Source organism: Paracoccus endophyticus, assembly GCF_003286075.1.
GTDB classification, from domain to species: domain Bacteria; phylum Pseudomonadota; class Alphaproteobacteria; order Rhodobacterales; family Rhodobacteraceae; genus Paracoccus; species Paracoccus endophyticus.
This window is the reverse complement of record NZ_QLUV01000009.1, coordinates 113155-132090: the sequence shown is the minus strand read 5'-3', so window position 1 is coordinate 132090 and position 18936 is coordinate 113155. Positions and strand designations below refer to the sequence as shown.

General features: G+C 67.6%; 16 protein-coding genes and 1 pseudogene. 9 read left to right on the top strand and 8 right to left on the bottom strand.

Translation table 11 applies throughout. The annotated features are described in order from the left end of the window. The first annotated feature begins 115 nt into the window (after positions 1-115). Positions 116-772, top strand: coding sequence for a glycosyltransferase (locus tag DPQ23_RS11435; RefSeq protein WP_162630724.1), 657 nt, complete (start codon positions 116-118; stop codon positions 770-772). A gap of 148 nt (positions 773-920) precedes the next feature. On the opposite strand, the gene DPQ23_RS11430 is transcribed toward DPQ23_RS11435, so the two are convergent. After that, the gene (locus DPQ23_RS11430; protein ID WP_112874908.1) at positions 921-1676 is read right to left on the bottom strand and encodes a porin family protein; all 756 of its coding nucleotides are present in this window, start codon (positions 1674-1676) and stop codon (positions 921-923) included. Further along, positions 1673-3136: a metal-dependent hydrolase family protein gene (locus tag DPQ23_RS11425; protein ID WP_112874906.1), complete on the bottom strand. Its 1464-nt coding sequence runs from the start codon at positions 3134-3136 to the stop codon at positions 1673-1675. Before DPQ23_RS11425 ends, DPQ23_RS11430 begins: the two co-directional genes overlap by 4 nt. A 535-nt stretch (positions 3137-3671) precedes the next feature. On the opposite strand from DPQ23_RS11425, the gene sstT reads away from it, so the two are divergent. Then, complete coding sequence (sstT, locus tag DPQ23_RS11420; protein WP_205961448.1) at positions 3672-4916, top strand: serine/threonine transporter SstT; 1245 nt, start codon at positions 3672-3674, stop codon at positions 4914-4916. Between the two features lie 96 nt (positions 4917-5012). Here the strand turns inward: sstT and tdh are convergent, their stop codons facing one another. Beyond that, complete coding sequence (tdh, locus tag DPQ23_RS11415; RefSeq protein ID WP_112874902.1) at positions 5013-6038, bottom strand: L-threonine 3-dehydrogenase; 1026 nt, start codon at positions 6036-6038, stop codon at positions 5013-5015. Further along, complete coding sequence (locus DPQ23_RS11410; RefSeq protein ID WP_112874900.1) at positions 6035-7237, bottom strand: glycine C-acetyltransferase; 1203 nt, start codon at positions 7235-7237, stop codon at positions 6035-6037. The genes tdh and DPQ23_RS11410 overlap by 4 nt, the downstream gene beginning before the upstream one ends. Positions 7238-7410: 173 nt before the next feature. Here DPQ23_RS11410 and DPQ23_RS15970 point away from each other — a divergent pair. Further along, positions 7411-7647 (top strand): annotated as a pseudogene (locus tag DPQ23_RS15970) (IS3 family transposase); the annotation flags it as partial. On the opposite strand, the gene DPQ23_RS11405 reads toward DPQ23_RS15970, so the two are convergent. Then, positions 7566-7826 (bottom strand): type I restriction-modification system subunit M N-terminal domain-containing protein, encoded by a 261-nt coding sequence (locus DPQ23_RS11405; RefSeq protein ID WP_112874898.1) that lies wholly within the window; start codon positions 7824-7826, stop codon positions 7566-7568. The pseudogene DPQ23_RS15970 and the gene DPQ23_RS11405 overlap by 82 nt on opposite strands. Positions 7827-8156: 330 nt before the next feature. Here DPQ23_RS11405 and aqpZ point away from each other — a divergent pair, with 330 nt between their 5' ends. From aqpZ to DPQ23_RS11380, 5 genes are all read left to right on the top strand, one after another. Then, on the top strand, positions 8157-8891 hold the full coding sequence (gene aqpZ / locus DPQ23_RS11400; protein ID WP_112874896.1) for an aquaporin Z: 735 nt from the start codon (positions 8157-8159) through the stop codon (positions 8889-8891). A 424-nt stretch (positions 8892-9315) separates the two neighbouring features. Continuing rightward, a complete protein-coding gene (locus DPQ23_RS11395; protein WP_112874894.1) occupies positions 9316-10452 on the top strand; it encodes an ABC transporter permease in 1137 nt (378 codons plus the stop codon). After that, the gene (locus tag DPQ23_RS11390; protein WP_112874892.1) at positions 10449-11291 is read left to right on the top strand and encodes an ABC transporter ATP-binding protein; all 843 of its coding nucleotides are present in this window, start codon (positions 10449-10451) and stop codon (positions 11289-11291) included. Before DPQ23_RS11395 ends, DPQ23_RS11390 begins: the two co-directional genes overlap by 4 nt. Further along, a complete protein-coding gene (locus DPQ23_RS11385; RefSeq protein WP_112874890.1) occupies positions 11291-13006 on the top strand; it encodes an MlaD family protein in 1716 nt (571 codons plus the stop codon). Before DPQ23_RS11390 ends, DPQ23_RS11385 begins: the two co-directional genes overlap by 1 nt. Positions 13007-13010: 4 nt before the next feature. Continuing rightward, positions 13011-13625 (top strand): ABC-type transport auxiliary lipoprotein family protein, encoded by a 615-nt coding sequence (locus DPQ23_RS11380; RefSeq protein ID WP_112874888.1) that lies wholly within the window; start codon positions 13011-13013, stop codon positions 13623-13625. Positions 13626-13880: 255 nt separating this feature from the next. Here the strand turns inward: DPQ23_RS11380 and DPQ23_RS11375 are convergent, their stop codons facing one another. Then, positions 13881-14555 carry an SDR family oxidoreductase gene (locus DPQ23_RS11375; protein ID WP_112874886.1) on the bottom strand — a complete coding sequence of 225 codons (675 nt, stop codon included), beginning with the start codon at positions 14553-14555 and terminating at the stop codon, positions 13881-13883. A 260-nt stretch (positions 14556-14815) separates the two neighbouring features. Here DPQ23_RS11375 and DPQ23_RS11370 point away from each other — a divergent pair, with 260 nt between their 5' ends. Then, complete coding sequence (locus tag DPQ23_RS11370) at positions 14816-15937, top strand: S1C family serine protease (protein ID WP_112874884.1); 1122 nt, start codon at positions 14816-14818, stop codon at positions 15935-15937. Between the two features lie 323 nt (positions 15938-16260). Here the strand turns inward: DPQ23_RS11370 and DPQ23_RS11365 are convergent, their stop codons facing one another. Further along, positions 16261-17340, bottom strand: coding sequence for a PLP-dependent cysteine synthase family protein (locus DPQ23_RS11365; protein ID WP_112874882.1), 1080 nt, complete (start codon positions 17338-17340; stop codon positions 16261-16263). A 147-nt stretch (positions 17341-17487) separates the two neighbouring features. Continuing rightward, entirely contained in the window at positions 17488-18378 is an 891-nt protein-coding gene (locus DPQ23_RS11360; protein WP_112874880.1) for a bestrophin family protein, read from the bottom strand. Between the last annotated feature and the right edge of the window lie 558 nt (positions 18379-18936).

The following is an 18936-nucleotide window of genomic DNA, read 5'->3' as shown; positions in this document are numbered from 1 at the left end:
ACACCGCCCTCGGCATGCCTGTCACTGAAGCTGTGGGATAGCTCTGACCGGGAGAAGGGCAACCTCGGCCATCACCCGATTTGTGCAACAGAGCCATGCCGGATATAGGACGAGTTTGCCCGTTGGCCCGAACGGAACCTCCATCATTCTGCCGGCAAGCTGGATTTCCGAGGCAGACATGATCTCCCTTTCGGACGCTGATCTGTCGTGGGACGAAAAACCAGCCGACGCGCACTTCATTGTCGCCTCTCGTCTTGTCCGGGAAAAGGGAATCCCGCTGCTGATTGATGCGCTGATGAATCTCGAAGGAAAAGGCGAAACAATCAGCGTCGACGTCATGGGATCTGGCGCGATGAAAGCCGATCTCGAAGGCATTGCGGGTAAGTTAAGGAACGTACGGTTGCGATTGCTCGACCCCGTTCCCTATGGTCCGTCCTTCATGCGTGCACTCAGACAGTATCACGCCGTGATTGTCCCGGTGACGGGGGATGAACAGGCACGTATCTTGTATGACGCATTCTCGCAGGCAATTCCGATTATTGCGGCGAATACCGCCGGGAATCGAGAGGTTGTCACCCATGGTGGAACCGGCTTTCTGTTTGAGGCCGACAACCCCGCGGCTCTTTCCGAGACATTGTGTCACTGCGCTGATGATCTGGATGGCCTTCGTCAGGCAGGTCTTTCCGCTTTGACCGTGGCAGCGAAACATACGCATGCGGACATGCATGGCAAACGGGCTGAGTTCCTGAGAGAGACGTTCGGCGAATGCTGAAGTTGCACGCCTGGCCCGCGGGAAACGACGGCGCAAAGTCCCTTTTTCAGCCGCGTCTTCCTGTTCTGCTCCCGAACCCTCACTTGACCGCTGCAAGAAAGAGAGCCGCCGCCCGACCGCAAGGACAGGGCAGACGCGCCCTGACCTGTCAGAACCGCCAGGTGGCGCCGAGCAGTGGCCCTGACATCGTCGCCTCGAAGGCGGTCCCGTCGCTGTCGTAGTCCACATGGAACCAGCGATAGCCGCCGGAGATGTAGAATTTCTCGCTCACGGCATAGTTGACCGTTGCAACGACCTGGCCCGTCTGGTCGGAACCGACGCCAAAGCCGCCGAAATCGCCGTAAAGGATCGCCGAAAACCGCGGCGCGAGGGGGATGTTGGCCCGGGCCGCCAGGATCGGGTCGGTGAAGTTGACCTCCCGGGTCGCCGAAAAGCCGGCGGCCGGCACGGCCGCTTCGACCTCGATGTCCCAGGTGCGCAGACCGGCCAGCAGGTCGATCGTCACGCTGGGGGTCTCGACCGTCCGCCAGCCTGCGGCCAGCGTGACGGACCTTTGCTGCACTTCTCCCTCGGCCGGAATCCCTGGGGGCACGAGCCCCTCGCGCGAGGAACTGGAGGCGCTGAGATCGCCAAGAAAGACCAAGCGGCCGCTGCGGGCATAGGCCGACAGGAAGAACGCGCCGTCGAGATTCTCCAGCACCTCGGACAGCGACTCGTCGAACTCGATCGTCGGGCCGCCCTGCACGGGCGTGAGGTCGCCCGAGACGCCGCTGCCCCAGACATAGGGGGTGACCTGGATGTTCCAGTCGCGCCCGTCCTGCGCGAGGGCCGGCGCGGACCAACCAAGCGCGGCGGCCAGCGCAAGGGCCGTGGCGGCGGAGAAACGGACCCTGGCGGTTCTCATGCGAGCGTCTCCTTGACGATCCGTCCGTTCTTCATGATCAGGCGCAGGTTGTTTTCGGGGTCCCCCAGCCAGTCGAGCCCCGCCTGGGGATCGCCCTCGACGACGAGCAGGTCGGCATGGGCACCCGGCGCGATGTGCCCAAGCGGCGCGGGATAGGGCGCGCGCGCCCCCGACATCGCCAGCAGCTCGCCCGCGTTGCCGGTGGCCATGCGCAGCGCCTCGAGCGGCGGCATGAAGCGCGCCAGCTTGGCGAGCTGTCGTCCCTGGCTTGCTCCGCCCTCGGCGGCGTTGAACAGGATGTCGGTGCCGAAGGCCATGCGAATACCCAGCGTGCGGCCCAGGTCGAAGGCGCGCACCGTGCCTTCGGACACCCGAAGCTGGTCGGCGCGCTGCTGCGGGTCGGGCTTCTCGTTGGCGTCCTCGTCGGCCAGGAAAGGCTGGATCGACCACCACACGCCCTCGCCGGCCATGACGCGCGCCGTCTCCTCGTCGGCAAGCTGGCCGTGCTCGATGGACTTCACGCCGGCGGCCACGGCGCGGCGGATGCCGTCGGGCATGTACACATGGGCGCAGACATAGGTGCCCCAGTCCGATGCGGCCTGCACGGCCGCGCGCATCTCGGCCGGAGTGAACTGGACCGAGTCGAGCGGGTCGTAGACCGAGGAGACGCCGCCGCCCGCATGGATCTTGACCTGGCTCGCGCCCTGCATGAGCTGCTCGCGCGCGCGGCGCAGCACCTCGTCCGCCCCGTCGGCGATGACGCCGACGCCCGTGCGCTCTGCATAGTCGGCCGGGTCGCCGGGCATGCGCGGCAGGTTGTGAAGCATCCGGTAGTCGCCGTGCCCGGAGGTCTGCGAGATCGCCGCGCCCGAGGGGAAGATGCGCGGCCCTGCGACCACGCCGCGGTCGATGGCCGTCTTGAGGCCGAAGGCAGGCCCGCCCACGTCGCGCACGGTGGTGAAGCCGCGCATCAGCGTGGCCCCCGCCTCGCGCCCGGCGACCAGGTGGACAAGGGCGACGTCCTGCGTCAGCGCCGCGATCATGCTGACCGCCGTCAGCGTGGCATGCCAGTGGGCGTCGATAAGCCCCGGGATCACCGCCCGTCCGCCGCAGTCGATGACCTCGGCCCCGTCGACCACCTCGCCCATGGCCGGGAACCCCGCGATCCGGTCGCCCTGGATCAGGATCGAGACGCCTTCGCGCATCGCAAGCTCGCGCCCGTCAAAGAGCCGCAGGTTGGTCAGGAGGAGCGGCCTCCCCGTCGTCTGTGCCCGGACCTCGGCGGGCGCGAGCCCGAAGCCCGCGAACATCCCCAGCACCGCCGCGGCCCCGCCCAGCATCTGCCGCCGGCTGATGTCGGCCTCGATCCGCCGCATGGCCGCAACGGTCTGGGGCGAGCCGCAAAGGCAGAAATGGGCTTGCGCAGGACGCGGCATGACGCTTTCGCAGATCGAACACATCGAGCAGACCTCTCAAAAGCGCCGAAACGGCCCACCCGCCACCGCAGGCTTCACGTCCAATCCCAGTTGCCCATGCCATGACGCTGTGAAGCACACAATGAAGAGCCTGCCTGTCTCATTCAGGCGATGGGCGAAGCCATGGCCCATGCCGTCAAAGCCCGGCCCCGAGCCCCGGACCCCGCTTCGGCCGGCCTTTTTCAGCGGAATCTGGAACTTTCGCCCCACGAGGACGCCCGAGCGGTCGACGGTCCTGCGTTGTGCCGGGGCCTTCCGGCTTCGGCTTGGAGAGCCAGCCTGCTTGCGCCATCATTTGTGGTTGACTGCCTCTGCGACGCAGGAGTTCACTGGCAATGACAGAGGGGACTGTTTCATCATCTGTCGTGATCACCTTCGCAGGTCTCTGCGCGCTGTCTTCGAACGATCGATAAAGCTGCATGCCGGGCCTGTTGTCGCAGCGTGCAGCGCGTCGCGATGACAGATGTCGGACTATCGCAGGGACCCGGATGTCACGGAACCATGCAGAGGGAGGTGTTTCTTGCTGGACTTCATCTTACGCGGAAAGCTGGTCACACAGATCATCATAGGCCTTATCGCGGGGATCATCCTCGCCGCCGTCTCGCGCGAGGCCGGAATGGCGGTGGGCCTGCTCGGCGATGTCTTCGTCGGCGCCCTCAAGGCCGTGGCGCCGATTCTGGTCTTTATCCTGGTCTGCGCCGCCATCACCAACCACAAGAAGGAGAACAAGGCGCAGCTGGGCCCGGTGATAAGGCTGTACATCCTAGGCACGTTCCTGGCCGCGCTGCTGGCTGTCGTGGCAAGTTTCCTGTTCCCGGTCACGATCGCGCTGACCGTGGGTGCCGAAGACCTGACGCCGCCGCAGGGCCTGGGCGAGGTCATGAAGAACATCCTGCTTCAGGTGGTGGACAACCCGGTCAATGCGCTGGCAAACGCCAACTACATCGGCATCCTTGCCTGGGCCATCGCGCTCGGCGTGATCCTGCGCCATGCCAGCGACACCACCAAGGCCCTGATGGCGGACCTGGAGGTCGCCATCACGGTGATCGTCAAGACGGTGATCCGTTTTGCCCCCCTTGGGATCTTCGGCATCGTTGCCTCGACCATCGCCAGAACCGGCTTCGGGACGCTTGTGGGCTATGCCAACCTTCTGGCGCTGCTCATCGGCTGCATGATCGTCATGGCGCTGGTCGTCAATCCACTGATCGTGTTCCTGAGATTGCGCCAGAACCCCTATCCGCTGGTCTTCACCTGCCTCAAGGAGTCGGGGATCACCGCCTTCTTCATGCGCAGTTCGGCCGCCAACATCCCCGTCAACCTCGAGCTTTGCCGGCGGATGGGTCTGGACGAGGAAACCTATGCGGTAACGATCCCGATCGGCGCCACGGTCAACATGGCGGGCGCCGCCATCACGATCACCGTGATGACCCTGGCCGCGGTGAACACGCTGGGCATCGACGTGGACTTCGCCACGGCCCTGCTTCTCAGCGTCGTCGCCGCCGTCGCGGCCGCCGGCGCCTCGGGGGTGGCGGGCGGTTCGCTGCTGCTGATCCCCATGGCCGCCAGCCTGTTCGGCATCGACAACGCGACGGCCATGCAGGTGGTCAGCGTCGGCTTCATCATCGGCGTGCTGCAGGATTCGGCCGAGACCGCGTTGAACTCGTCCACGGACGTGCTGTTCACCGCCGCAGGCTCCTACAAGCAGGGCGACCCCTATCCGCGCAAGCTGCCGCCCGAGGCGGTGCCCGTGGACGCTGTGCGCTAGGCCTGCCCACCCGTCCGGCGCAGGATCACAAGAAAGCCACCGGCGCATCCGTCCGGTGGCTTTCTTCCGTCTTCGGCCGCTGCACTGCGCCGAGGCTCAGTCCCAGTTCAGGATCACCTTGCCGGACTGGCCCGAATTCATGATGTCAAAGCCCTTCTGGAAGTCGTCGATGCCGAAATGGTGCGTGATGACCGGGCTCACGTCCAGGCCAGACTGGATGAGGCTTGCCATCTTGTACCAGGTCTCGAACATCTCGCGCCCGTAGATGCCCTTGATGGTCAGCCCCTTGAAGATGATCGGGTTCCAGTCGAGCTGCATGGGCGCGGGCGGGATGCCGAGCATGGCGATCTTGCCGCCGTTGTTGACGACATCGAGCATGGTGTAGATCGCGGCCTTCGCCCCCGACATCTCCAGCACCACGTCGAAGCCTTCGACCATGCCGATCTCGGCCATGACGTCTTCCAGCTTCTCCTTGGCGACATTGACCGTGCGGGTCGCGCCCATCTTCGCGGCCAGGTCCAGCCGGTAGTCGTTGATGTCGGTCACGACCACGTGGCGCGCCCCGATATGGCGCACGATGGCCGCGGCCATGATGCCGATCGGTCCGGCCCCGGTGATCAGCACGTCCTCGCCGGTGACATCGAAGGACAGCGCCGTGTGCACGGCATTGCCCAGAGGGTCGAAGATCGCGGCCAGCTCGTCGGGGATGTCGTCGGGCAGCTTGAACACGTTGAAGGCGGGCAGGCTGAGGTATTCGGCGAACGAGCCCTGGCGGTTGACGCCCACCCCCACGGTGTTGCGGCACAGATGCCGCTTGCCCGCCCGACAGTTGCGGCAATGGCCGCAGGTGATGTGGCCCTCGCCCGACACCCGGTCGCCGATCCTCAGGCCCTTCACCTCGGACCCAAGCGCGACGATCTCGCCCGCATATTCGTGCCCGACCACCATGGGGACCGGGACGGTCGCCGCCGCCCAGTCGTCCCAGTTGTAGATGTGGATGTCGGTGCCGCAGATCGACGAACGCCTGACCTTGATGAGCACGTCGTTCGGGCCGATTTCGGGCACCTCGACCGAGGTCTGCCAGATACCCTTGCCGGGTTCGAGTTTGGAAAGCGCCTTCATGCTCGACCTCCGATGACTCCGAGTTTGCGGCCGACCCGTTTGAAGGCGTCGATCGCGGTGTCGATCTGGTCCCGCGTGTGCGCGGCGCTGATCTGGGTGCGGATGCGCGCCTTGCCCATGGGGACGACCGGATAGGAAAAGCCGATCACATAGATGCCCTCGTCCAGAAGCCGGTCGGCGAAATCCGAGGCCAGGCGGGCATCGCCCAGCATCACCGGGATGATCGCGTGATCAGCGCCCGCCAGTTCGAACCCGGCCCCTGCCATCTGCTCGCGGAAATGCGCGACGTTGCTCCACAGCCGTTCGCGCAGGTCATGGCCCGTCTCGACCTTGTCGAGCGCCGTCATCGTGGCCGACACGATGGCCGGCGCCAGCGCGTTCGAGAACAGATAGGGGCGCGACCGCTGCCGCAGCCACTCGACGATCGGCCCGCGCGCCGCCGTGACCCCGCCCGAGGCGCCGCCAAGCGCCTTGCCGAAGGTGGTGGTGACGATGTCCACCCGGTCGATCACGTTGTGATATTCATGCGTGCCGCGGCCATTCGCGCCCATGAAGCCCGAGGCATGGGAATCGTCCACCATGACCATGGCATTGTAGCGGTCGGCCAGGTCGCAGATGCCGGGCAGGTCGGCGATCACGCCGTCCATGGAAAAGACGCCATCCGTCGCGATCAGCTTGAAGCGCGCGCCCGCCGCGTCCGCGGCCTTGAGCTGCGCCTCGAGGTCGGCCATGTCGTTGTTGGCATAGCGATAGCGGGCGGCCTTGCACAGGCGCACCCCGTCGATGATCGAGGCGTGGTTGAGCGCGTCCGAGATGATCGCATCCTCGGGGCCGAGCAGCGTCTCGAACAGGCCGGTGTTGGCGTCGAAGCAGGACGAATACAGGATGGCATCGTCCATCCCCAGGAACCCGGCCACGCGCCGTTCCAGATCGCGATGCGTGCTGTTGGTGCCGCAGATGAAGCGGACCGAGGCCATGCCGAACCCCTCCTCGGCCAGGCCCTGGCGGGCGGCCGCGATCAGGTCGGCATCGTTGGCCAGCCCCAGATAGTTGTTGGCGCAGAAGTTGAGGACTTCGCCCCGCGCGACCTCGATGGCGGGACCCTGGGGGGAATGCAGTTCCCGCTCGTGCTTGTAGAGACCGTCCCTGTGCAGCGTTTCCAGCTGCTGGTCGAGATAGCCCTTGAAGTCATTCAGCATGTTGAAACCCCAATCGTTTCGCTGCACGGTTGGTCATCACGACCGATCAAGCCCGGCCGGATCGGAAGATGCCACGTCAACGGCGCTTCCAGGCCCTGAACATCACCACGGTCCTGCACGGTCCTCATTAGCATCGAAGGGTGGGGCCGGGTAGAGCGCATCGCCCGGCCGCGCGCGGCATCATCCGGGGCAGGGCACACAGGACGACGATCCCGGACAAGAAGCTGCCGTGCCCACTGGACAAGGTGAACCGCCCGTTCCGGGCACCCGCGCCCAACATGCTCCGGGTCAACGACCTCACCTGCGCCGCGACCTGGAAGGGCTTCGTCTATGTGGCCTTCGTCATTGATGCCGTCGCCCGCCGGATCGACGGCTGGCGGGTCAGCACATCGGCGCCTGCCGGCTTTGTCCCCGAGCCGGTGTCATCGGGCCCCTGCGGGTAGTCCTGGTCCCGGACATCAGACAGGGGTTTGAGGAACAGGAGCGGGACGATGTGCTGCTTGCAGTCGCTGGCATCGGCAAGGCCACGCAACAGGGTCGCGGCGTCGCAGAGATGGCGCTCGAGTGCGCGCTGCGTGAGCCTGGTCATTGCAGCCACCCATGCTGGAATCCGTAAGGGCCGGGTTCCGCAACGTGTCCTTACGGGTCACGGGAAGTCCTCGATCCCGTGGATGACGAGGGTCATCCGGGCGATTGCGCCCGGGGTCAGGTTTTTCTCCTGGCCGTGGATCTTCCCGTGGACGGTGCGGCTGGGGCGTCTGGTTCAGCGTGGCGGAGGTCTGATAACAGAATTTTCAGAATTTGTTGTATGCTGCACCTGTGCAACGAGTACACGGCCATTCGGGGCCTCGGCCGGGGTCCCGAAACCTACCAACGAGCCACTTACTGAACATCGCTCTCTTTCTATGGAATCATCGCCATGCACAAACTCTCTGCCGAGTTCTTCGGCACCTTCTGGCTGGTCTTCGGCGGCTGCGGCAGCGCGGTGCTGGCGGCGGGCTTTCCCGACCTCGGCATCGGCTTCGTGGGGGTGTCCTTCGCCTTCGGGCTGACGGTGCTGACCATGGCCTATGCCGTGGGGCACATCTCGGGCGGGCACTTCAACCCGGCCGTGACGCTGGGCCTTGCCGTGGCGGGGCGCATCTCCTGGTCGAACCTGCCCGGCTATTGGGCGGCGCAGGTCCTGGGCGGGCTCGCAGGGGCCTTCGTGCTCTACCTGATCGCCCAGGGCGCGCCCGGCTGGACGGCGGGCGGATTCGCCTCGAACGGCTACGGCACGCTGTCGCCGGGCGGCTATGGCCTGATGTCGGCCCTGCTGATCGAGGTCGTGCTCACTGCGGGCTTCCTGATCATCATCCTGGGCGCGACCTCGCCGCGCGCACCGATGGGCTTTGCCCCGATCGCCATCGGGCTGGGCCTGACGCTCATCCACCTGATCTCGATCCCGGTCACCAACACCTCGGTCAACCCGGCGCGCTCGACCGCCGTGGCGTTCTTTGCCGACACCGGCGCGGTGGGCCAGCTGTGGCTTTTCTGGGTGGCCCCGCTCGCGGGCGCGGCCCTCGGCGCCGCGATCTGGAGCGCACTGCTGTCGGACCGGAGCCTCGACACGTCCGGGCTGCAGGCCGCGACCCCCGCCCGGCCCAGGGAGTGAAAACAGCGCCCTCTCTCCACAGGGCGAAGCGACCGGGCTGATCAGGACGAAGGGGCGGCTGCTGGCGGCCACCCTGACGCTGGACGCGCGACCGCCAGATCGCGCCCGCGTCGATGAAGGTCATCACGCCCTGACCCGCCGTGGCGACGCTGGTGTGCAGCAGGTTCAGCTGCGCCTCGCGCAGTGCCTCCGGGGCGTCGATGATCTGGGGGCTGTTGCGCCCCGAAGCTCGGCCTCGGCGGCCGCGAGAGCCGCATCGGCCTCTCGCAGCGCCTTGCTGGTCTGATCCGCGCGCGCCCTGGAACAAGCCGCGGCGCACCAGATCCATGACCGCCCGAGGTCCGGCGATCACGTGGGCACGTCCGGTCCAGCGCATTGCAGTTGCCCGTGTGCCATCGGCCGCGGACGATATAGACCAGGACACATGACCCGAGCCAACCTCACCACAAGCAACGTGCCGGTCCGGTTCGACATCTGCGACGGCTGCGTGGTCATCAGCGGCAGCCTGTCGGTGGACTCGGTCGGCCTTGTTGACCGCGACGCCCTTGCCGGGCACGGCAGGGCAATCCAGGCGATCGACATCGCCAAGGTCGGGCGGCTCGACACCTCCGGGGCCTGGCTGCTGGTGGACCTGCAGCGCAGGCTGAGTGTCCCTGACCGTGCGGTGGCCTTGCGGGGGGCCAGCGAGGCGCAGGATCAGCTTATCGAAACCGTGCGCCGCAACCTGGCCGTCGACGAGGCCGTCAGGCCGCCGCCGCCCACCCTGGCGGACCGCCTGGAGACGCTCGGGCGCGCCACTGTCGCGGCGGGCAGGGTCGCCGTCGCCCTGACAGGGTTCCTGGGGTCCGTGGTCGCTGCGATGGCCGTCACCGTGTTGCATCCCCGCCGCCTGCGCCTGACCTCCGTTGTCCACCACATGCAGGAGGTGGGACTGAAGGCCGTGCCCATCGTCGCCCTGATGGCGTTTCTGATCGGGGTCGTGCTGGCCTTCCAGGGGGCGGCGCAACTGCGTCAGTTCGGGGCCGAGGTCTTTGTGGTGGATCTGATCGCGATCTCGGTCCTGCGCGAACTGGGCATCCTGCTGACCGCGATCATCGTTGCCGGGCGGTCGGGCTCGGCCTTCACCGCGGCCATCGGCTCGATGAAGATGCGCGAGGAGATCGACGCGATGCGGACACTGGGACTGGACCCGATCGCCGTCCTGGTGGTCCCGAGGGTCCTGGCGCTGATCCTGATGCTGCCGGTGCTGGGGTTCATCGCCGATATCGCCGGCTTGGTGGGCGGGGCGATCATGTCGTGGATCGAGCTGGGCGTGTCCCCGGCGGTGTTCCGGACGCGGCTCGTCACCGACACGGATGTGTGGCATTTCGCCGTGGGCATGATCAAGGCGCCCTTCTTTGCGCTGATCATCGGCATCATCGGCTGCTACGAGGGCATGATGGTCGAGGGGGACGCCGAGTCTCTCGGGCGGCTGACCTCGCTTTCGGTGGTGCTGTCGATCTTCCTGGTCATCGTGGCGGACGCGCTGTTCTCGATCTTCTTCGCCGTGGTCGGGGTATGACGGGCCCGCCCGGCGCCCCCGGCGACAGCCCCCCTGATGCGGTCATCCGCGTCCGGGGCCTGGTCAAGCGGTTCGGCCGCCACACCGTTCATGACGGCGTCGACCTGGACGTGATGCGTGGCGAAGTCATCGGCATCGTCGGCGGATCGGGCACCGGCAAGTCCGTGCTGCTGCGCCAGATCGTGGGCCTGACCAAGCCGGACGGCGGCACCATCGAGGTGCTGGGCCAGAGCGTGCGGGACACGTCGGAAACGGACTATCGCCGCCTTCGCCGCCGCTGGGGGGTGATGTTTCAGGACGGGGCGCTGTTTTCGTCGCTGACCGTGCGCCAGAATGTCGAGGCGCCGATGCGCGAGCAGACCGACCTGCCGGCGGCGCTGCGCGAGACGCTGGCCGGGCTCAAGGTCCGCATGGTCGGGCTGCCCGAAGACGCCCAGCACAAGTATCCGGCCGAACTGTCGGGGGGCATGCGCAAGCGCGCCGGCTTTGCCCGCGCCATTGCGCTGGACCCCGAGATCGTCTTTCTTGACGAGCCGACGGCGGGGCTGGACCCGATCGGCGCCGCGGCCTTTGACACGCTGATCCGCCAGCTGCAGGCGGCGCTGGGCCTGACGGTGTTTCTGGTGACGCATGATCTGGACTCTCTGTATGCGATCTGCGACCGGGTGGCCGTTCTGGCCGATGGCAGGATGCTGGCGGTCGGCACGATTGCCGAGTTGCAGGACGTCGATCATCCCTGGGTGCGCGACTATTTCCACGGCCCGCGCGCGCGCGCCGCGGCCACCGCCGCGACCGGACCCGCTGCAGGCAGGCCCGTGACACCCGGAAAGGAGTCGTGATGGAGACCCGCGCGAACTTCGTTCTGATCGGCGCCTTCACCCTGCTGGGCATCCTCGGCAGCCTGGGGTTCTTCATCTGGCTGGCCAGCGTTCAGATCGACCGGCAATACGATGTCTACGGCATCCTGTTCGACGACGTGTCGGGTCTGGACAAATCGGGCGACGTCCGGTTCAACGGCATCCCGGTCGGCCGGGTCATCGGGCTGCGGATCTATGCCCCGGACCCCGCAAAGGTTCTGGTCACCGTCGAGGTGGACGCCGACACCCCCGTGCGCGAGAACACGGTGGCGCAGTTGACGTCACAGGGCGTCACCGGCGTGGCCTACATCGCGCTGTCGGGCGGCAGGGGGGATGCGCCACCGCTCACGGCCGCCGAGGGTCAACTGCCGATCATCCCGTCGCGCCGCTCGACCGTCCAGGCCCTGGTCGAGGACGCGCCCGACCTGCTCGCGCAGGCCGGCGACCTGCTGACCCAGTTGCAGACCGTGGTCGGCCCGGACAACCGCGCACGCGTCTCCGGCATCCTGCAGAACCTGGAAACGTCCTCGGGTCAGCTCGATCAGGCGTTGCAGGATTTCTCGGCCGTCACCGGGACCGTGCGCCAGGCTTCGGACCAGATCGCCCGCTTTACCGCACGGCTCGACAGCATCGGCGCCTCGGTCACGACGACCTTGGGGAACGTGGACACTACCCTCGGCTCGGCCAGCGGCGCCTTTGACGAGGCGCGGCGCGCTCTCGAGGCGGCCGGTCCGGCCATCGGCAACGCCGGGACCGCCTTTGAAAGCGCGGCGACCCTGATGCGCGACCGCGTTCCGGGCGTGGTGGAGCAGGTGGCGCAGACGGTCGCAACCCTGGGCACGGCCGTCACGGACATCACGGGACGATCGGCCACGACATTGCAGGGTTTCACACAGACGGCGGATCTGATGAACACCCGATTGACCGAACTGCAAGGAACGCTGGCGACCGCCGACAGCGCCTTTTCCGCCGTGTCCGAGGCATCCGACAGCCTGACGGCGCTGACCAGCGGGCAAGGGGCGGCGCTGCTGACGGACTCGCGCGATCTGGTGGCCAGCGTCAAGGGTGCCGTCGGAACGATCCAGGCGACCGTGGACCGCGACCTGCCCGCCGCCCTGACCGACATGCGCGCGGCCGTCACCACCGGCGCGCAGGCCATTGAACGGGTGGCGGCGGATGTGACCGCCTTCACCGGCGGGCTTGCGCCGCTGACCAGCGATGCGCAGGCTGCTCTGCAAGGGGCCACGCAGGTGTTCGACCGGGCGGGCGCGACGATGAGCAGGCTGGAGAACTCGCTGACCATGGCAGACAGCGCGCTGGGGGCGGCCACCACAGCCTTCGAGTCGGCGACCGGCCTGATGGACACCGACCTTGCGCCGGTGCTGGGCGATATCCGGTCCGCCTCTGCCAGCATCGGCACCGCAGCCGCGCAGCTCTCTGCTGACCTGCCGGCCATCTCCTCGGACCTGACGGCGCTGATCGGACGCGCCGACGCCGTCGTCGGGCAGATTCAGGCGGCCGTTGCCAGTTCCGCGCCCGGGATCAGCGACTTCGCCAGCCATGGCCTGCCGGAACTGGCGCGCCTTGGCGCCGAGGCCAGGGGGCTGGTCCGGTCTCTCAACGACGTGGTCCGCAGCCTTCAGAAAGACCCCGCCGGATTCCTGTCCGGCAATCGCGTGCCGGAGTATCGGAGATGAGACCATGACCCCGCATCCCCTGACACGCCGGGCGACCCTGGTGGGCGCGCTGTCCCTGCTGAGCGGTTGCGCCGCGGTATCGGCGCTGAGCGGCGGGGGCAGGGCGCTTGACACCTACGACCTCACGCCGTCTTCCACGCCGGCGCAAGGCAAGCGGTCGGCGCGGACGCTGGTCGTTGCCCGGCCAGAGGCGCCTGCCGCCATCGTGAGCGACCGCATCCTCGTCAAGCCCGACCCGCGGTCCGTCACCTATCTGCCCGGCGCGCGCTGGAGCGCCGAGGCGCCGCTGCTGGTCCAGTCGCTTCTCGTCCGCTCGATCTCCGCCACGGGGCGGATGGGCTATGTCGGTCAGGTCGAGAACGGCCCCGCAGCCGAGCAGGTGCTTCTGGCGCGCCTCGACGCCTTCCAGGTGGACGCCGACCCCTCGCGCAATCTGGTGGCGCGCGTGGACCTGGCGCTTTCGCTTCTCAGCGACGCCGACCAGACCCTGATCGCGTCCCGCAGCTTCGCAGGCTCGGCCAGGGCCGAGGGTGACAGTGCTGCGGCCATCGTGGCGGCGTTCCAGACGGTCATGAACCAGATCTTGCCAGAGGCCGCCAACTGGGTGGCGGACACATGAGCCCGCTCGTTCAGCCCTCGCACAGCGGACAGGCGGCCGTGTTCAGCACCAAGCGCCCCAACCGGCACTGAACGCCTGTGCACAGCGGCTGCCCAAAGCCGGCAAACCGCGCAAGATCATCGCGATCGCCCGAAAGCCTGTGGCCATTGCCAAGGCGCTCTGCAGGTCGCGCAAGCCGTGGCCGCCCAGGCCGGTTGAACGATAGAATTGCCCGGCCAAGGCAATCCGGCGCCACCGGCTCATGACCAAGGGGCTTCAGCGAGGCATCAGGAAGACCTCGCGCACGGCGGCGTGGTCCCCGGCCTCAAGGGCGTAAAGCGCGGCCTGGGCGACCTCGTCTGGGCGGATGGCCTTGGGCTTGGCCTCGTCGAAGAATTCGGTGTCCACCATGCCCGGCGCGATGACGGTGCAGCGTCCGCCCCAGTCGCGCATCTCTTCGGCCAGGTTGCCGCCATAGCCGTGGACGAACCACTTGGAGGCGCCATAGACCGAACCCTTGAGGTGGATACGGCCCGCGGCCGAGCCGGTCATCAGCAGATGCCCCTGCGTTTCCCTCAGCAAGGGCAGGGCGGCCTTGGCGGTGAACAGCAGGCCCAGGATGTTTATGCGGATCAGGTCCTGCCATTCGTCCGCGTCGCCGCCTTCGGTTCCTGGCGCATCGAGGCCGCGACCCGCATTGGCAAAGGCCGCGTGAACGGCGCCGAAGGTCTGCGCCATCCGCGCCAGCGCCGCCTGCTGGTCGGCCAGCTGCGTGACGTCGCCGGCCAGGGCCAGGGCGTTGTCCTCGCCCAGCTCCGCCACCAGCGCGCGCAGCCTGTCCTCGCGCCGGGCGAACAGGCCGACGCGCCAGCCGCGCGCGACGGCCAAGCGGGCTGTGGCCTCGCCGATGCCGCTGGAGGCGCCGGTGATGAACAGGGTCTTGCCGGTCATGAATCTTTCTCCGCCCAGAAAAGCGCCTGAGGCGCCGCTGTCCGGCAAGCCTACGTCCGCCAGTCCCTGCGGGCAACGCCGCTTGCCGGTCCTGTCGACGCCTTGCAGTTCGGCTGGGCCGAGGAGTGCGCGGCCTGCTATGGACAAAGCGCGACGCTGCAGGCCGCCCGGATCAAGCGGGCGCACACGGCGTCACCCACTTGCATGAGACGACGCTTAAGAGCTGATCTTGGCGCATGAGGGAACAAAGGATGCCACACATGACCAAAGACAGGTTCGTGCCAAGGCTCGTGCTGGTGACGCTTGCCGTGATCCTGGTGATGCTGGTCTGGCGCGGCCTGCCTTTGCTGGACGCGGCGGTTCACGGACCCGCAGAGATCCCGCGGGTGGTCTCTCCGCGCGGCGATCTGGCCGCGCAGGAGCAGACCACCATTGCCATCTTCGAAGCGGCCAGGGACAGCGTCGTCTCGATCACGACCGAAAGCCGTGTCGTCGATTTCTGGACCCGGACCGTCGATGACGTCCCGAGCGGCAGCGGCTCGGGGTTCATCTGGGACGCCCGCGGCCATGTTGTCACGAACAACCACGTCAACGAGGGCGCGACGGGGGCGCTGGTGCGCCTGGCGGATGGCCGCGCCTTTCGCGCCCGGCTTGTCGGGGCCGCGCCAGAACACGACCTGGCCGTGCTGCGCATCGACGCGGGCGCCGAGCAGCCCTTGCCGCTGGCGGTCGGTGTCAGCGAGACCCTGCGGGTGGGGCAGAGCGTCTTTGCCATCGGCAATCCCTTCGGCCTGGACTGGACGCTGACGACGGGCATCGTCTCGGCGCTCGATCGCGAACTTCCGGCCGAGCGGGGCAGGGTGATCCGGGGACTCATCCAGACCGATGCCGCGATCAACCCGGGCAATTCGGGCGGCCCGCTTCTGGACAGCGCCGGACGGCTGATCGGCGTCAACACCGCGATCTACAGCCCCTCGGGGTCCAGCGCGGGGATCGGCTTTGCCGTTCCCGTGGACACGGTGAACCGTGTCGTGCCGCAACTGATCGCCACCGGCCGCTACGCGCCGCCGACACTGGGGATCGCACATGATCCGCGGGGCGATGCCCTGCTGGCGCGCGCCGGGGTGCAGGGCGTGATGGTCCTCGACGTCACGCCCGGCAGCCCCGCCGCCGCCGCGGGTCTGCGCCCTGCGCGGATCACGGACGACGGGCGGCTGGTTTTCGGCGACGTGATCCAGTCACTGGACGACACGCCGATCGGCGGCTCCGAGGACCTCAGGGCAGCCCTTGACCTGCGGCAGGCCGGCGAGAGGGTCGAACTGGGAATCCTGCGTGACGGCCGCGTGAGCCGGGTTGCGATGACGCTGGCCGCCGGGCAGTGAGGGCCTTGTCCGGGTATCGGCGCTGGGCCAGGCGAGCTGGCGAAAGCCCGCGGCCAAGGCCCTTGTGCGCTTTCCGCAGGACTGAACCGCCCCGGGCCTGCCGGTGCGTCAACCCCAAAGCAGGCAGGAGCATCCCGGCAGCATCAGGCCCTGTCTTTTCAGACCACCATCCGCCAGGGTTCAGCATGTCTGCACCGCCGGAGAAGGGCCATGCTGGCGTCCCCCTGATCGTGATGTGCCAGAATCCTCTGCCCTTCAGGGTCCACGGTGCGGACCGGGCGAAGGGCGTCGATTCTGGCGGACATCCGGTCCTGCCGGCCCCGTCACTCCATCCGATAACCGGGCGTGGACCGTGACAGCGCGCGCTCCTCCTCATCCATGTCTTCGGGGATGCCCTCGAACAGCGGCGTCGTCAGATACCGCTCGCCTGTGTCGGGCAGCATGGCGAGGATCACGGACCCCTCGGCTGCGCGTTCGGCGATCTGCATGGCGACGGCAAGGCTCGCCCCGCCCGAGATCCCGGTCAGGATGCCTTCGCGGGCGGCCAGCGTCTTCGCCCAGGCGATGGCGTCAGCGCCCGAGACCGGGATCAGTTCGTCATAGCCGCGGTTGTCGATCGCCTCCTGCAACACCAGCGGGATGAAGTCGGGCGTCCAGCCCTGGATGGGATGGGGCTCGAAGGCAGGGTGGCTGGCGGCCGGTGCGCCGTCCGCCCCGCGCGCCTGCGCGACACCGCTGGACACCAGGGGGGCGGCCGCGGGCTCGGACAGGATGATCTTCGTCTCGGGACGTTCGCGGCGCAGCACGCGGGACAGCCCGGTCACGGTGCCACCCGTGCCGTAGCCGGTGACGACGTAATCCAGCCGGTCGCCGGCGAAATCGCCGATGATCTCGCGGGCCGTGGTCGCCTCGTGGATGTCGGCGTTCGCCGGCGTTTCGAACTGATGGGCCAGGAACCAGCCATGTTCCCGGGCCAGCTCCACGGCCTTCATGTACATGCCGGTTCCCTTCTGCGCGCGGGGCGTCAGCACCACCTTTGCCCCCAGCATCCGCATCAGCCGGCGCCGCTCGACCGAGAAGCTGTCGGCCATCGTCACCACCAGCGGATAGCCCTTTTGCGCGCAGACCATGGCAAGCCCGATGCCCGTGTTGCCGCTGGTCGCCTCGACCACGGTCTGGCCGGGCTGCAAGGTGCCCGCGCGTTCAGCCGCCTCGATGATGTTCAGCGCAAGGCGGTCCTTGACCGACGCCGCCGGGTTGAAGAACTCGGCCTTGACGTAAAGGCGCACACCCTCGGGCGCGAGATTGTTCACGCGGATGACCGGCGTGTCCCCCACGGTATCGAGGATCGAATCAAAGAGACGCCCGCGTCCCCTGGTTTGACGGATCGACAGGTCTGTCATGATCTCACTCCCGCTATGATGTCTGCGCCTGTGCAAAGCCTGTCAGGCAGGTTTCCCCTGCATGTCCTTGACTGGTCGGTATCTGTCCCGCGCTGCGGCCATGGCAACCCTTCCCCTTGGCCAGGCACCGCTCCTCCATCGGCTTTCCTATCGCAGGTGAAAGTCTGTCGGCAAAAGCGGCGGGGGGGCGGGCCGCCCGAGGTGCGGGGCAAGGCTGATCTCGGCCGTGCGGCACAGGGCATCAAGGGGCAGGGCGTTGATGTTGTCGCCAAAGGGCTGGCTCAGTTCCTCGGACACCTCGGCCAGCCCAAGGAACACATAGGCCGCGATGCACACGAACAGCGGCGTCAGCCAGCCCGCCAGTCCGACCAGCGCCAGAGGCAGCAGAAGGCAGTAGAGGTAGGTGGTGCGATAGATCAGCAGCGAGTAGACGTAAGGCAGCGGCGTGCTGGCGATCCGCTCGCACCCGGCCTGCTGAAGGGCGAGGCTCGCCAGCCGGGCACTCAGCGTTCGGGCCCCGAAGCCGTCGAGGGCGCCCGCTGCATGGGCCTGCGCCACCAGTGCGCCCAGCCTGTCGAGTGCGGCGTCGGGCGGCTGGAGCGAATCCAGAATTGCGCCGGCCCGGGCGCGCAGGTCAGGATCGAACGCCTGTCCCCGCAGGCTGGCGCGGTGGACATGAAGGAAGACCAGCGCCCCATCCAGCAACGCCTGACGCAGCGCCTCGTCGTGCAGGAAGATCTCTGCCTCGCGGGCCAGCGAGCGCAGGTCCGCCAGCAGCCCGCCGCACAGCCGGCGCGCCTCCCACCAGCGATCATAGGCCGCGTTGTTGCGAAAGCCCAGAAACAGCGACAGCGCAATCCCGAACACGGTGAAGGGCGCCGCGTCGATGACAGGCAGCGGGTGCCAGGTCCGCTCTACCCACACGATGAGGGCAGCCACCGCCATCAGCCAGAAAAGCGGCAAGGCGATGTGCGGCAACACCGAGCCGCGCATCGTGAAGACGAGATCCAGCAGACCGGGCTTGGTGCGGATGATCATGCAGGGACCCCTTGGCCTGAGCAGGGCGGCAAGCCTTGACGCACCTTGATGTCTGCGCGTCCCGTTGGGCAAGCGTCCAGTCGTCGGACCCTGCCGGCCCGGAACCAGCCCGGATGCAACGCCGAGGAACGCCGGCGTCAGGACCCGGGCCGCTCGGGGGGGCCCCTGGCAGGCCGACCCCGTCACTATCGCCCCGGCACGGCACTCGGCGGATTGACCGCGGCGATCCGCGCACAGCATGATTGGAAAGCCTGAAGGACCACACGGTGCTCTGATCCGACAGAGGAGCAGGACCGACAGGTGCGCTGGCGCGATTCAGTCCGGGGCGTCCTCTGAACGCTGGCCAGGCCACCGCATCCACTCGGGGAGGAACGACATGCCAGAGAAGAACGCCGGAGAGATCACGAAGTCAGAGGGTGGAGGCGCGACGGGGCCGGATGTTCTGCTGCAACTCTGGAGTTCCTGGATGGACCAGATTTCCGCCTCGACGCGAACCGCCGGCGACCCGGACCATGCCTGGTGGACCGCGTCCGGGTCTCCTCTTGCGGCATCGTTCGC